Raw genomic sequence first — 14,973 nt, 5'->3', positions numbered from 1 at the left:
GCTATAGTTTGATACTGATTAAAAACTATATTGACATGAATAAAAAAATATGATAGGTTTATTAAGTAATGGTGTCATAATGAGATATCTGTGTCGAATTGCGAGAAAATTAATATAAACAATGGCATTGTAGGAGGTGTAAGCATGAGAGTTAAAGTTACTTTAGCATGTACAGAGTGTAAGCAAAGAAATTATCATACAATGAAGAATAAGAAGAACAATCCAGACAGATTAGAACTAAAAAAATACTGCAAATTCTGTAAAAATCACACAACGCACAAGGAAACAAAATAGTCCTTTTTTAGAAAATGTATGTTTCGTACAATTAACATATAAGGATGTGGAATGATATGGCAGTACAAACAAATACAAACAAAGTGAATCAATCTAAGAATATGGGTAAGTTCTTTAAAAATGTTAGGGCAGAACTAAAAAAAGTAATTTGGCCAAATAAAAAAGAATTGACATCATACACTACAGTCGTACTGACAACTTGTATAGTTGTAGCAGGTGGAATCTGGTTGGCAGATACGATTTTTGGGAAAGCTCTTCAACTAATCATTAAATAGTGAGGGAGGGAAGAGTAGACCAAGCGATAGAGCTGGCTACTTTCATATATGTCAGAAAACCTTAAGTGGTATGTAGTGCATACCTATTCTGGACATGAAAATAAGGTGAAAGCCAATATTGAAAAACTTGTTGAGAATAGAGGTATGGAGGATGTTATTACTGAAATTGCTGTACCTACAGAAGAAAAAATAGAAATAAAAAATGGCAAGAAAAAAGCGAAACAAAAAAAAATTTTTCCAGGCTATGTCATTGTTAAGATGGTTATGAATGATGATTCTTGGTATGTGGTTAGAAATACAAGAGGTGTTACTGGATTCGTAGGACCAGGGTCAAAACCAATTCCGTTAAGTGATGATGAAGTAAAGCGTATGGGTATTGAAGCGTCAGTAGTTGAAATCGATATGATTGTTGGAGATTCAGTAAGGGTTATATCGGGACCATTCGAGAGTTTTATTGGAGTTGTTCAAGGAATTAATTTAGATAGACAAACATTAAAAGCACTTATTTCAATGTTTGGAAGAGAAACACCTGTGGAATTAGATTTTACGCAGGTAGAAAAGTTGTAGTTTGCTTTAAAAAGCTTATATGCTTTTAAATATAAAAATTTATGTGCAAAAATGTTGCGCATAGAATGAGGAGGTGTACCAATGGCAAAAAAAGTTACAGGATATGTTAAACTACAAATTCCTGCAGGAAAAGCTACTCCAGCGCCACCAGTAGGTCCAGCACTTGGACAACAAGGTGTAAATATTATGCAATTTTGTAAAGAATTTAATGCGAAAACTGCAGACCAACCAGGTATGATTATACCAGTAGTTATTACAGTTTATCAAGATAGATCCTTTACATTCATTACAAAAACACCACCAGCAGCTGTTCTATTAAAGAAAGCAGCAGGTATTGAAAGTGCTTCTGGTGAACCAAATAGAAAGAAAGTTGCTACAATTTCAGCAGATAAAGTAAGAGAAATTGCAGAACTTAAAATGCCTGACTTAAATGCAGGGAGTATAGAAACTGCTATGAGTATGATTAAAGGTACTGCTAGAAGTATGGGTATTGTTGTTGAAGAATAATACCATTTATTAGGTGGGAGGTACGCTAAAGAACCGTTAAAACCACAAAGGAGGTAACGAACATGCCAAAAAGAGGTAAGAAGTATCAAGAAAGTACAAAGCTAGTTGATAGAACAGTTCAATATGAGACTGAAGAAGCTTTAAAGGTTGTAGTAGAAACTGCAAAAGCTAAGTTTGATGAAACAATCGAAGCGCATATTAGACTTGGTGTTGACTCAAGACATGCAGATCAACAAGTTAGAGGTGCTATTGTATTACCACATGGTACTGGTAAAACAAGAAAAGTATTAGTTTTTGCAAAAGGTGAAAAACTTAAAGAAGCTGAAAATGCTGGAGCAGATTATGTCGGAGCTGAAGACATGGTTGAAAAAATCCAGAAGGAAAATTGGTTTGATTTCGATGTAGTAGTAGCTACACCAGATATGATGGGTCTTGTAGGAAGACTAGGTAGAGTATTAGGACCAAAAGGTTTAATGCCAAATCCTAAATCAGGAACAGTTACTTTTGAAGTTGAAAAAGCTATAAAAGAAATCAAAGCAGGAAAAGTTGAATACAGATTAGACAAAACAAACATCATTCACGTTCCAATCGGAAAGGCATCTTTTGGTCATGAAAAACTAAATGAAAATTTCCGTGTGTTAATGGATGCAATTGTTAAAGCAAAACCAGCGGCTGCAAAGGGACAATACTTAAGAAGTATTACAGTAACGAGTACAATGGGCCCTGGGGTTAAAATAAATCCACTTAAAATAATGGGTTAATAATCTTAAAATATTATTGACATCTAAAAGACACAATGATATAATCAATAATGTTGCAAACAAAATTTGAATACAAACCGTAGACAGTAGGTGCCATTTTGGTTTAAATTTGCCTACCGAGGTAATTATTTATAGATTCGAAGAAACTATAAGAACCTCTCTATGTCTACGGTAGAGAGGTTCTGTTATGAATATAACAGAACAAACTAAGTAATTTTAAAATTGCAGAGGAGGTGGACACCTAAATGTCAAGCAATTTAGAACTTAAAAAACAGGTTGTAGAAGAAATCAAAGAAAAATTTACAAAAGCGCAGTCAGCTGTAGTTGTAGACTATAGGGGGTTAACTGTTGAAGAAGCAACAGCCCTTAGAAAGAATATGAGAGAAGCTGGCGTAGATTATAAAGTATACAAAAATACTTTAACAAGATTAGCTGTAAAAGGAACTGAATTTGAACCTTTAACTGAAAACTTAACAGGACCAAATGCAGTTGCTTTTGGATATGAAGATCCTATTACTCCGGCAAAAATCTTAAATGATTTTGCAAAAGAGCATAAAGCACTTGAATTGAAATCTTGTGTTGTTGAAGGACAATATTATGGTGTTGATACAATCAAGCAAATCGCAGAAATACCTTCAAGAGAAGTATTACTTGCGAAGTTCCTTGGAAGCATTAAATCGCCTATATCAAATTTTGCTTACTTACTTCAAGCAATTGCTGATAAAAATGAAGGTAGTGCGGAAGCATAAAATTTATTTAAAAAATTTCGGAGGTGTAATAAAATGACAAAAGATCAAATTATTGAAGCGATAAAAGGTATGACAGTTTTAGAATTAAATGAATTAGTTAAAGCATGTGAGGAAGAATTTGGTGTGTCAGCAGCAGCGCCAGTAGCAGTTGCAGGAGCAGCAGGTGGCGCAGCAGTTGAAGAAAAAACTGAGTTTGATATTGTATTAGCTAGTGCTGGTGCACAAAAGATTAAAGTAATCAAAGTTGTAAGAGAAATTACAGGTCTTGGATTAAAAGAAGCAAAAGCTTTAGTTGATGGAGCTCCTGGAACAATCAAAGAAGCTGTTGCTAAAGATGAAGCAGAAAAAATGAAAGCACAACTTGAAGAAGTAGGTGCTAGCGTAGAAGTTAAGTAATAAAATAAAAATAAAAAAGAACTCTGGAGAAATCCAGAGTATCTTTTTATAATATATAGAAAACTATGAATTTTTTTGATTTCAGATAAATATAGTTTTGCACATAGAGATTCAACAACTGTGTTGGCGAATTGCCTGAAAAAAGTCTCACTTAGAAATCTTTGGAATGAAGATTTTTTTATTTTCAAATAAAAACCCTTGTGTAGTATATGGATACACATCAACAATCATTATAACATAAAAACGAGGACTTGACAATGAGTGAAATTCATGATAGCATTATATACTGCCATAGGAGGCAGGTTTTTAAATTATCTGTATAAAAAATATGCAAAATGGTAATAGTAAAAGCTATGAAAATAATAGAAGTTTTATCCTTAATTTCCAACTTAACTTTTGAAAGTTGTTACTATATAACAAAAATGTTCAAAAAAAAGACCTATTTCACATTCAATAAACAATAGATTATTTATAGAAAAATTGCATGTGTGAAGTTTTGGTTTTTTTATATTACTACAAGGGGTGAAAAATATGCCACATCCTATTCAGGTCGGAAGAAGAACTAGAATGAGTTATGCGAAGATTGAAGAAGTTGCAGATATGCCAAACCTTATTGAAATCCAACGAGAATCGTATACGTGGTTTTTGCAGGAAGGGTTGCGAGAAGTTTTTGAAGATATTTCCCCTATTCAAGATTACACTGGAAATTTAATTCTTGAATTTATTGATTATTCACTAGAGGGGAAACCAAAATACGAGATAGAAGAGTGTAAAGAAAGAGATGTTACATATGCAGCGCCACTTAAGGTAAAGGTGAGGCTGATCAATAAGGAAACAGGAGAAGTAAAAGAGCAAGAAGTGTTTATGGGAGATTTTCCCCTCATGACGGAAAATGGAACTTTTATTATCAATGGAGCTGAAAGGGTTATCGTAACACAGCTTGTTAGATCCCCTGGACCCTATTATGCAGTGCAGTTTGATAGAACAGGAAAAAAATTGTTTTCTACTACGGTTATACCAAACCGTGGCGCATGGTTAGAGTATGAAACAGATTCAAATGATATTATATCTGTGAGGGTTGACAGAACAAGAAAACAGCCTATGACAGTGTTGCTCAGAGCTATGGGATTTGGAACTGATGCAGAAATACTAGAACTTTTAGGGGAAGATGAGCGCTTAATTCATACACTAGATAAAGATAATACCAAATCACAAGAAGAAGGCTTGCTTGAAATTTACAAAAAACTTAGACCAGGTGAACCACCTACGGTAGATAGTGCTAAATCTCTTATTGATTCATTATTTTTTGATCCTAAGAGATATGATTTAGCAAAAGTAGGACGTTACAAATATAATAAAAAGCTAGGCATTGTAAATAGAATTACAGGATTTAAAGCAGCAGAGAATATTGTAAATCCTTATACAGGTGAAATTTATGTTGACGAAGGTCAAAAAATAGATAGAGAAATGGCTATAAAGATTGAAAATGAAGGCATTAAAGCAGTAAATATTATTGGAGAAGATGGAAAAATTGTAAGAGTAATTGGGAATCATTTTGTTGACATCAAAAATCACGTAAGGTTTAACGTGGATGATTTAAAGATCGAAGCGAGAGTACATTTTCCTGTATTAAAAGAAATATTAGATGCCTACACAGATGAAAGTGAAGTCAGAGAGGCATTAAAAGAACGAAGAAAAGATTTATCACCTAAAAATATTATTATCGATGATATGATTGCATCTGTAAGTTATATATTAAATCTTGCTCATGATGTAGGGATCGTAGATGATATTGATCATTTAGGCAATAGAAGATTACGTTCTGTTGGAGAACTACTACAAAATCAATTCCGAATTGGCTTATCGAGAATGGAGAGAGTTGTAAAAGAAAGAATGACCATTCAAGATATTGATGTCATAACACCACAAGCTTTAATTAATATTCGACCTGTAGCAGCAGCGATTAAAGAATTCTTTGGAAGCAGTCAGTTGTCTCAATTTATGGATCAAACAAATCCGCTGGCTGAACTTACACATAAAAGAAGATTATCAGCATTAGGACCTGGAGGACTTTCTCGTGAAAGAGCAGGATTTGAGGTTCGTGACGTGCATCACTCTCATTATGGACGTATGTGCCCTATAGAAACGCCAGAGGGACCAAATATCGGTTTGATTGGGTCTTTAACTACTTATGGGAAAATCAATGAATATGGATTTATTGAAGCGCCTTACAGAAAAGTAGATAAGAAAAGAGGTGTTGTAACAGAGGAAATCCATTATTTAACAGCGGATGAAGAAGATCCAGTTATTATTGCACAAGCGAATGAACCATTAGATGAAGAAGGTAGATTTATAAATCGAAGAGTTATTTCAAGAAAACAAAATGGAGAAATTGATGTTGTTCCTGGAGATGAAGTAGATTATATGGACGTAACACCAAAGCAGATGGTGTCTGTGGCAACTGCAATGATCCCTTTCTTAGAAAATGACGATGCAAACCGTGCTTTGATGGGATCAAACATGCAACGGCAAGCTGTGCCACTTTTACAGACGGATGCACCAATTATAGGAACAGGTATGGAATACATCGCTGCAAAAGATTCTGGTGTAGTAATTTTAGCAAAGCATTCTGGTATGATCGAAAGTGTAGCAGCGGATGAAATTGTTATAAAGCGAGATTCAGATGGTAGACGTGATAGATATAAACTTCTAAAATTTAAACGTTCAAATCAAGGAACATGTATTAATCAAAGGCCTATTGTGAATAAGGGTGAACGTGTAGAAAAAGGGGATCCTATTGCAGATGGACCTTCTACAGATACTGGAGAAATTGCATTAGGAACAAATATACTTATCGGTTTTATGACATGGGAAGGATACAATTATGAGGATGCGATTCTTCTTAATGAAAGATTGGTTATGGAAGATAGACTATCTTCCATTCATATAGAAGAATATGAATCTGAAGCGAGAGATACAAAATTAGGACCAGAAGAAATTACAAGAGACATTCCAAATGTAGGAGAAGAAGCCCTAAAAGATTTAGATGAAAGAGGAATTATTAGAATCGGAGCAGAAGTCAAATCTGGGGATATATTAGTTGGAAAAGTTACACCAAAAGGAGAAACAGAATTAACAGCAGAAGAAAGACTCCTTCGTGCAATCTTTGGAGAAAAGGCGAGAGAAGTTAGAGATACATCTTTAAGAGTACCGCATGGAGAAAACGGGATTATTGTAGACGTAAAGGTGTTTACGAGAGAAAATGGTGATGAACTACCACCAGGAGTAAACGTACTTGTAAGATGCTATATCGCTAAGAAAAGAAAGATTAATGTTGGAGATAAAATGGCAGGAAGACATGGAAACAAAGGGGTTATATCACGAATATTACCTGAAGAAGATATGCCATTTTTAGAAGATGGAACACCACTACAGATTGTTCTAAATCCACTTGGAGTGCCATCCCGTATGAACATCGGACAAGTGCTCGAAGTACATCTTGGCCTCGCTGCAAAGAAACTAGGTTGGCATGTTGCAACCCCTGTATTTGATGGAGCAAGAGAGCCAGATATTCGGAAAGCTTTAAAACAAGCAGGCTATCCAGAGGATGGAAAACTTCAACTGTATGATGGAAGAACAGGCGCACCATTTGATAATAGAGTAACAGTAGGCTATATGTATATGCTAAAACTTCACCATTTAGTAGATGATAAAATTCATGCACGAAGTACAGGTCCATATTCTTTAGTTACCCAACAGCCTTTAGGTGGTAAGGCACAATTTGGAGGACAAAGATTTGGTGAAATGGAGGTTTGGGCATTAGAAGCTTATGGAGCTGCACATACACTTCAAGAAATATTAACCGTTAAATCTGATGATGTGGTAGGACGTGTAAAAGCTTATGAGGCGATTGTAAAAGGTGAAAATATTCCTGAGCCAGGAATACCAGAATCCTTTAAGGTATTGATTAAAGAGCTACAAAGTTTATCTTTAGATGTAAAAGTACTTACATCTAAAGATTCAGAAATCGAAATCAAAGAATCAGTGGATGATGATGGTAGCGATTTAGATGCAATTCTTGATGGAGAGGAACTAGAAATGCCTGAAGAGGTTCACAAAGAAGGAATAGACAATGTTGAAGAAGAGCCAGACGACTTAGGAGAGATTGAAGAATTAGAATTTGAGGAACCAAGTGAAGAAAATTATTCCGAATATGAAGGCTATGATGATTTTAAATATTAAAACAAAGTTTAAAGATTACTATTATATAAGCCATAATGAAGGGAGAGAGACTCCTTGTTTGAATTGAATAATTTTGAATCCATAAAAATTGGTCTTGCTTCACCAGAGAAAATTAGAAGCTGGTCAAAAGGAGAAGTCAAAAAACCAGAAACGATCAATTATCGTACATTAAAGCCAGAAAAAGAAGGACTTTTCTGCGAAAAAATATTTGGACCTACAAAGGACTGGGAATGCCATTGTGGGAAATACAAAAGAGTAAGATATAAGGGTGTCATTTGTGATCGATGTGGTGTTGAAGTTACAAAATCAAAAGTAAGACGTGAGAGAATGGGGCATATAGAGCTTGCTGCACCAGTATCTCATATCTGGTACTTTAAAGGAATACCAAGCAGGATGGGATTACTTCTTGACATGTCACCTAGATCTCTTGAAAAAGTACTATATTTTGCTGCTTATATTGTTACTGACGCTGGAGAAACCTCATTAAGTTATAAGCAGTTGCTAAATGAAAATGAGTACAGAGAATACAGAGATAAATATGGAAATGCTTTTAAAGCCGCGATGGGTGCAGAAGCAATTAAACAGGTTCTTAGTCAAATTGAGCTAGAGAAAATGTCTAAAGAGTTAAAAGTAAGACTTAGAGAGAGCTCTGGACAAAAGAGAATCAGAGCGATTAGAAGATTAGAAGTTGTAGAAGCATTCAAAAAATCAGGAAATAATCCTGAGTGGATGATTCTTGATGCAGTACCTGTAATTCCTCCAGATCTAAGGCCGATGGTACAACTAGATGGAGGTAGATTTGCTACTTCTGATTTGAACGATTTGTATAGAAGAGTGATCAATAGAAATAATCGATTGAAGAGATTGCTAGATCTAGGGGCACCAGATATTATTGTTAGAAATGAAAAAAGGATGCTTCAAGAAGCTGTAGATGCATTAATCGATAATGGAAGACGCGGAAGACCTGTAACAGGACCGGGAAACAGACCTTTAAAATCATTATCAGATATGCTCAAAGGAAAACAAGGACGTTTCAGACAAAATTTACTTGGGAAGCGTGTTGACTATTCAGGCCGTTCCGTTATTGTTGTAGGGCCAGAACTTAAGTTTTATCAATGTGGTCTTCCTAAACAAATGGCGTTAGAACTGTTTAAGCCATTTATCATGAAACGACTTGTAAACGATGGCTATGCACATAATATTAAGAGTGCTAAGAGAATGGTTGAAAAAGGGAAATCTGAAGTATGGGATGTATTAGAAGCAGTAATCAAAGAACATCCTGTACTACTAAATCGTGCTCCGACACTTCATAGACTTGGAATTCAAGCTTTTGAGCCAATTTTAGTTGAAGGAAAAGCTATAAAACTACATCCACTTGTTTGTACAGCTTATAATGCAGACTTTGATGGTGACCAAATGGCTGTACACGTGCCACTTTCTGTGGAAGCACAAGCAGAAGCAAGATTTCTGATGCTTTCAATTAATAACATATTAGCACCAAAGGATGGCGCACCAGTTACAACACCTACGCAAGATATGATTCTTGGAAGTTACTATTTAACAGTTGAAGTAGAAAATGAACCAGGTGAAGGTATGGCCTTTAAAGATTTTGATGAAATGTTAATGGCATACCAAAATGGTGTAGTGGGTTTACATGCAAAAGTGAAGGTAAGAAAAAAATTAAGCAAAGATGATCCCGGTAAACTTGTTGAGAGTACAGTAGGTAAATTTATTTTTAATGAAAGAATTCCGCAGAGTTTAGGTTTTGTGGATAGAGAAAAAGATCTGTATTCCTTAGAAATAGATTTCCTTTGTGATAAGAAAAAACTGGGGATCATTATTGATAAATGTTTTAGAAAACATGGAAATACTACCACAGCAATTATGCTTGATACGATTAAACAAATGGGATTCCATTACTCTACAATTGGAGCCATTACCATTGGTGTATCTGATATGGATATACCAAAAGAAAAAGAGATCTTACTGTCCCAAGCAGAGGAAATAGTAGATAAATATCAAAGAGCTTTTAGAAGAGGACTTATTTCTGATGAAGAAAGATATGAAAAAGTAATCAAAACTTGGTCTGAGACTACTGAAAAAGTGACAGATGCCCTTATGGCAAACCTAGGTCGTTTAAACAATGTATTCATTATGGCTCATTCAGGAGCGAGAGGTAGTAAAAATCAAATCCGTCAGCTTGCTGGTATGAGAGGTTTGATGGCAAATGCGTCAGGACATACAGTTGAGATTCCTATTAAAGCGAATTTCCGTGAAGGATTATCTGTTCTTGAATACTTTATATCAACACACGGTGCCAGAAAAGGTCTTGCAGATACTGCACTGCGTACTGCTGACTCTGGTTATTTAACAAGGAGATTGGTTGATGTTAGTCAAGATGTAATCATTAGAGAGATCGATTGCGGTACACAAGAGGGCATTGAAGTAGAAGACTTTAGAGATGGTAATGAATTGATAGAGCCAGTATACGATAGAATTGTAGGAAGATATGCTTTTGAAGATATCTTGCATCCTCAAACAGGTAAAATATTAGCAAAAGAAAATGAAGAAATTTTAGAAGAACAAGCGGAAAAAATCGTTGATGCAGGTATTACAAAGGTTAAGATTCGAACGGTTCTTCACTGCAAGACAAAACATGGTGTATGTGCACGTTGCTACGGAAGAAACTTAGCGACAGGAAAATCTGTAAATGTAGGAGAAGCTGTTGGGATTATTGCGGCACAATCTATTGGTGAGCCAGGAACGCAGCTTACCATGCGTACATTCCATACTGGTGGTGTTGCAGGTAGTGATATTACCCAAGGTTTGCCGAGGGTAGAAGAATTGTTTGAGGCTAGAAAACCAAAAGGTCTTGCAATTATTACAGAAATTGCGGGTACTGTATCGATCAATGAAAGCAAAAAGAACAAAGAAGTTATTGTAACGGGTGATGATGGCGAACAAAATATCTACTCAATACCTTATGGTTCTAGAATAAAGGTACGAGAAGGACAACAGTTACGAGCAGCGGATGAAATAACAGGAGGTTCTGTAAACCCTCATGATATTTTAAAAATTAAAGGTGTAGCAGGTGTACAAGAATACCTTGTAAAAGAAGTACAAAGGGTTTATCGATTACAGGGTGTTGACATTAATGATAAGCATATTGAAGTAATTGTAAGGCAAATGGTTTCAAAAGTGAAGCTAGAAGATGCTGGAGATACAGAATTACTTCCAGGTGGATTGTGTAATATACATGATTTTGAGAATGTGAATAGAAATGTAGAGGAAGAAGGACTAGCTCCTGCAATAGGAAGACGCGTTTTACTTGGAATTACAAAAGCTTCCCTTGCTACAGAGTCATTCTTATCTGCTGCATCGTTCCAAGAAACAACAAGGGTGCTTACAGAAGCTGCAATAAAAGGAAAAGAAGATCATTTGATTGGGCTAAAAGAAAATGTAATTATCGGAAAACTGATTCCAGCAGGAACAGGAATGAAACGATACAAAAACATTGCGATCGCGCATGCAAATGTTGAATAATGGAAAATATAATTATTAGTTGACAGTGTATAAACTTAGTGCTAGAATGATATAGTGTGTAAAATGATAGAATAGTTGACTTTTTAAATATCAAGAAAGATTATGCTAATGCATAATCTTTCAGGTGTTTAATAAAGGAGGATACTATATGTTTGAAGAATTGAAAAATAAAAAAAAGTTAATCGTCGGTACAAAGCAAGCTTTAAAAGCATTGAAAGAAGATAAAGCAGAAACACTGTTTATTGCGAAAGATGCAGAAAAACATGTGATTAGAACAATTGAAGATGAAGCAAAGAAAAGAAAAATTCAAATTGTTTATGCGGAATCAATGAAGAAACTTGGAAAAGCTTGTGGCATTAATATTTCTGCTGCAACAGCAGTAATATTAAAGTAATCTTATGAAAATCATAGGATTTATCCTATGAAGAATAAAAAGAAAATCTTGGAAGGAGGTGCACAGAATGCCTACAATTAGCCAATTAGTACGCAAAGGAAGAGAGCAAGCTGAATACAAATCAACTGCTCCAGCGTTACAAAAAGGATTTAACTCTTTGCATAGAAAATCTACTAATATGAGTTCCCCTCAAAAAAGAGGAGTTTGTACATCAGTAAAAACTGTAACGCCTAAAAAACCTAATTCAGCTCTAAGAAAAGTTGCCAGAGTAAGATTGACAAATGGTATTGAAGTTACTGCTTATATACCTGGAATTGGACACAATCTTCAAGAGCACAGTGTTGTGTTGATCAGAGGTGGAAGAGTAAAAGACTTACCAGGGGTTAGATACCACATTGTAAGAGGTACCCTTGATACTGCGGGAGTTAAAGACAGAAATCAATCAAGATCTAAGTATGGTGCAAAGAAACCAAAAGCAAAAAAATAGTCGAGCGAAGATGCGTCTATCCTAAAGGATAGACTTGATATATATAGCATTTTAGCGCACGACGGCGATCTTAGGGTTGTCGAGTACCGATGAGAGAAATTGTTATTAAGGAGGGAAGAAAAGTGCCAAGAAAAGGACATATACCTAAAAGAAATGTGCTACCCGATCCAGTTCATGGAAGTAAGGTGGTTACAAAATTAATCAACAGTATTATGCTTGATGGAAGAAAAGGAACTGCCCAAAAAATTGTTTATAGTGCATTTTCTATGATTCAAGAAAAAACAGGTGAAGAACCAGTAGAGGTATTTGAAAAAGCGATGAACAATATCATGCCTGTATTAGAAGTTAAGGCAAGACGTGTGGGTGGTGCTAACTATCAAGTACCAATCGAAGTAAGACCTGATAGAAGACAAACGCTAGGACTAAGATGGTTAACAGGCTATACTCGTAAGAGAGGCGAAAAAACTATGGATGAAAAACTAGCAAAAGAAATTATGGATGCTGCAAACAATACAGGCGCATCTGTTAAGAAGAAAGAAGATACGCATAAAATGGCAGAAGCGAATAAGGCATTTGCACATTATAGATGGTAATAATTTATTAAATGTTATATTGTCGCCAAATTTTGGGGACAATATTTTCTATAGCAATACCGACACAAGAAAGGAGGAGAAATTTTGCCTAGACAGTTTCCGTTAGAAAAAACCCGAAATATAGGGATTATGGCCCATATAGATGCGGGAAAAACGACAACTACAGAAAGAATATTATTCTATACAGGTAGAACACATAAAATTGGTGAAGTACATGATGGTGGTGCAACAATGGACTGGATGGAGCAGGAACAAGAAAGAGGTATTACAATTACTTCTGCTGCAACAACTGCTCAATGGAAAAATCATAGAATAAACATTATTGACACACCGGGGCACGTGGACTTCACTGTTGAAGTTGAAAGATCACTTCGTGTACTTGATGGTACAGTAGCTGTATTTTGTGCAAAGGGTGGTGTTGAACCACAATCAGAAACAGTATGGCGTCAAGCTGAGAAATATGGCGTTCCTAGAATGGCTTTTGTAAACAAAATGGACATTATGGGAGCCGATTTCTACAATGTTGTAGGTATGCTTAAAGATCGTTTAAAAGCAAATGCAGTACCGATTCAATTACCTATTGGAGCTGAAGACACTTTTGTAGGACTTATAGACCTTATAGAAATGAATGCAAGAATCTACAAAGATGATTTAGGAAAAGAAATTGAAACAACTGAGATCCCAGCAGATATGATGGAAAAAGCTGAAGAATATAGAACTGCATTAGTAGAAGCTGTAGCTGAATCAGATGAAGAATTAATGATGAAATATCTTGAAGGTGAAGAACTTACAGTAGAAGAAATAAGAGAAGGAATTAGAATACAAACACTTGCGAATAAGATGGTTCCAGTGTGCTGTGGTTCTGCATATAAAAACAAAGGTGTTCAATTAATGCTAGATGCTGTAATAGAATTTATGCCATCTCCATTAGATATTCCAGCTATAAAAGGGGTACTTCCTGATAGTGAAGAAGAAGATGAAAGACCTGCAGATGATAAAGGACCATTTTCAGCATTAGCATTTAAAATTATGACAGACCCATATGTAGGAAAACTTGCTTTCTTTAGAGTATACTCAGGTGTATTACAAGCAGGATCTTATGTTTATAACTCTACAAAAGGAAAAAAAGAAAGAATTGGTCGTATTCTTCAAATGCATGCAAATAGTAGAGAAGAAATCACAGAAGTATATTCTGGAGACATTGCTGCTGCTGTAGGTTTAAAAGATACAACAACAGGAGATACTTTATGTGACCAAGATAATCCGATTATCTTAGAATCTATGGAATTCCCAGAGCCTGTAATTGAAATTGCGATTGAGCCAAAAACAAAAGCAGGACAACAAAAGATGGGGATGTCTTTAGCAAAACTTGCTGAAGAGGATCCAACTTTTAGAACTTGGACAAATGAAGAAACTGGACAAACAATTATTGCGGGTATGGGTGAACTTCACCTTGAAATTATCGTAGATAGATTGTTAAGAGAGTTTAAAGTGGAAGCAAATGTTGGTAAGCCGCAGGTTGCGTATAAAGAGACCATCACTATGGCAACAGATGTTGATACAAAATATTCTCGTCAATCTGGTGGACGTGGACAATATGGTCATGTTAAACTAAGAGTGATGCCAAAAGAGTCAGGAACTGGATATGAATTCTTCAATAAAGTTGTTGGTGGAGCGATTCCAAAAGAATATATTCAACACGTTGATGCGGGTATTCAAGGAGCTATGCAAAATGGTATTCTTGCAGGATTCCAAGTAGTTGATGTAAAAGTTGAATTATATGATGGTTCTTATCATGAAGTAGATTCATCTGAAATGGCATTTAAGATTGCTGGCTCTATGGCATTCAAAGAAGCAATGAAAAAAGCAAAACCAGTATTACTTGAGCCTTACTTCAAAATTGAGGTTGTTGTACCTGAAGATTATATGGGAGATGTTATTGGAGATATCAACTCTAGACGTGGAAAAATTGAAGGCATGGAAGCAAGATCAGGAGCGCAAGTAATTAAAGGGTATGTACCGCTATCTGAAATGTTTGGATATGCAACAGACCTACGTTCAAAAACACAAGGTCGTGGAACATATGTAATGCAATTCGACCACTTTGAACAAGTACCAAATAGCGTAGCTGAAAAAATTATTAATGGTAAATAAATCGAGTATGT

Annotated in this window: 13 protein-coding genes and 1 other annotated feature; all 13 genes read left to right on the top strand. The window is 35.4% G+C overall.

Going from position 1 to position 14,973, the window contains the following annotated elements; translation table 11 throughout:
- Positions 1-144 precede the first annotated feature (144 nt).
- The 13 genes from rpmG (at position 145) to fusA (ending at position 14,962) form a co-directional block, all read left to right on the top strand.
- Positions 145-294 carry a 50S ribosomal protein L33 gene (gene rpmG, locus EV214_RS09090; RefSeq protein ID WP_132244960.1) on the top strand — a complete coding sequence of 50 codons (150 nt, stop codon included), beginning with the start codon at positions 145-147 and terminating at the stop codon, positions 292-294.
- 56 nt (positions 295-350) lie between these two features.
- Entirely contained in the window at positions 351-569 is a 219-nt protein-coding gene (gene secE / locus EV214_RS09085; RefSeq protein ID WP_132244957.1) for a preprotein translocase subunit SecE, read from the top strand.
- 48 nt (positions 570-617) lie between these two features.
- On the top strand, positions 618-1,136 hold the full coding sequence (gene nusG, locus EV214_RS09080) for a transcription termination/antitermination protein NusG (RefSeq protein ID WP_132244955.1): 519 nt from the start codon (positions 618-620) through the stop codon (positions 1,134-1,136).
- Between the two features lie 81 nt (positions 1,137-1,217).
- Positions 1,218-1,643, top strand: a complete 426-nt coding sequence (gene rplK / locus EV214_RS09075; RefSeq protein WP_132244952.1) for a 50S ribosomal protein L11 — start codon at positions 1,218-1,220, stop codon at positions 1,641-1,643.
- Between the two features lie 62 nt (positions 1,644-1,705).
- Positions 1,706-2,404, top strand: coding sequence for a 50S ribosomal protein L1 (gene rplA, locus EV214_RS09070; protein ID WP_132244949.1), 699 nt, complete (start codon positions 1,706-1,708; stop codon positions 2,402-2,404).
- A 59-nt stretch (positions 2,405-2,463) separates the two neighbouring features.
- Positions 2,464-2,600, top strand: a sequence feature (ribosomal protein L10 leader region).
- Between the two features lie 49 nt (positions 2,601-2,649).
- The gene (gene rplJ, locus EV214_RS09065; RefSeq protein ID WP_132244946.1) at positions 2,650-3,153 is read left to right on the top strand and encodes a 50S ribosomal protein L10; all 504 of its coding nucleotides are present in this window, start codon (positions 2,650-2,652) and stop codon (positions 3,151-3,153) included.
- Between the two features lie 33 nt (positions 3,154-3,186).
- On the top strand, positions 3,187-3,549 hold the full coding sequence (gene rplL / locus EV214_RS09060; RefSeq protein WP_132244944.1) for a 50S ribosomal protein L7/L12: 363 nt from the start codon (positions 3,187-3,189) through the stop codon (positions 3,547-3,549).
- 531 nt (positions 3,550-4,080) lie between these two features.
- Entirely contained in the window at positions 4,081-7,791 is a 3,711-nt protein-coding gene (gene rpoB, locus EV214_RS09055; RefSeq protein ID WP_132244942.1) for a DNA-directed RNA polymerase subunit beta, read from the top strand.
- Between the two features lie 54 nt (positions 7,792-7,845).
- Positions 7,846-11,334, top strand: coding sequence for a DNA-directed RNA polymerase subunit beta' (gene rpoC, locus EV214_RS09050; protein ID WP_132244939.1), 3,489 nt, complete (start codon positions 7,846-7,848; stop codon positions 11,332-11,334).
- Between the two features lie 148 nt (positions 11,335-11,482).
- Positions 11,483-11,728 (top strand): ribosomal L7Ae/L30e/S12e/Gadd45 family protein, encoded by a 246-nt coding sequence (locus EV214_RS09045; RefSeq protein ID WP_132244937.1) that lies wholly within the window; start codon positions 11,483-11,485, stop codon positions 11,726-11,728.
- Positions 11,729-11,795: 67 nt separating this feature from the next.
- Entirely contained in the window at positions 11,796-12,215 is a 420-nt protein-coding gene (gene rpsL, locus EV214_RS09040; RefSeq protein WP_132244934.1) for a 30S ribosomal protein S12, read from the top strand.
- Positions 12,216-12,337: 122 nt separating this feature from the next.
- Positions 12,338-12,808, top strand: coding sequence for a 30S ribosomal protein S7 (gene rpsG, locus EV214_RS09035; RefSeq protein ID WP_132244933.1), 471 nt, complete (start codon positions 12,338-12,340; stop codon positions 12,806-12,808).
- Between the two features lie 84 nt (positions 12,809-12,892).
- The gene (fusA, locus tag EV214_RS09030; RefSeq protein ID WP_132244930.1) at positions 12,893-14,962 is read left to right on the top strand and encodes an elongation factor G; all 2,070 of its coding nucleotides are present in this window, start codon (positions 12,893-12,895) and stop codon (positions 14,960-14,962) included.
- The last annotated feature ends 11 nt before the right edge of the window (positions 14,963-14,973 follow it).

This window comes from Marinisporobacter balticus (genome assembly GCF_004345705.1).
Lineage (GTDB): Bacteria > Bacillota > Clostridia > Peptostreptococcales > Thermotaleaceae > Marinisporobacter > Marinisporobacter balticus.
Note: the sequence above shows the minus strand (reverse complement) of the source record. Positions and strands in the feature narration are given on the sequence as shown.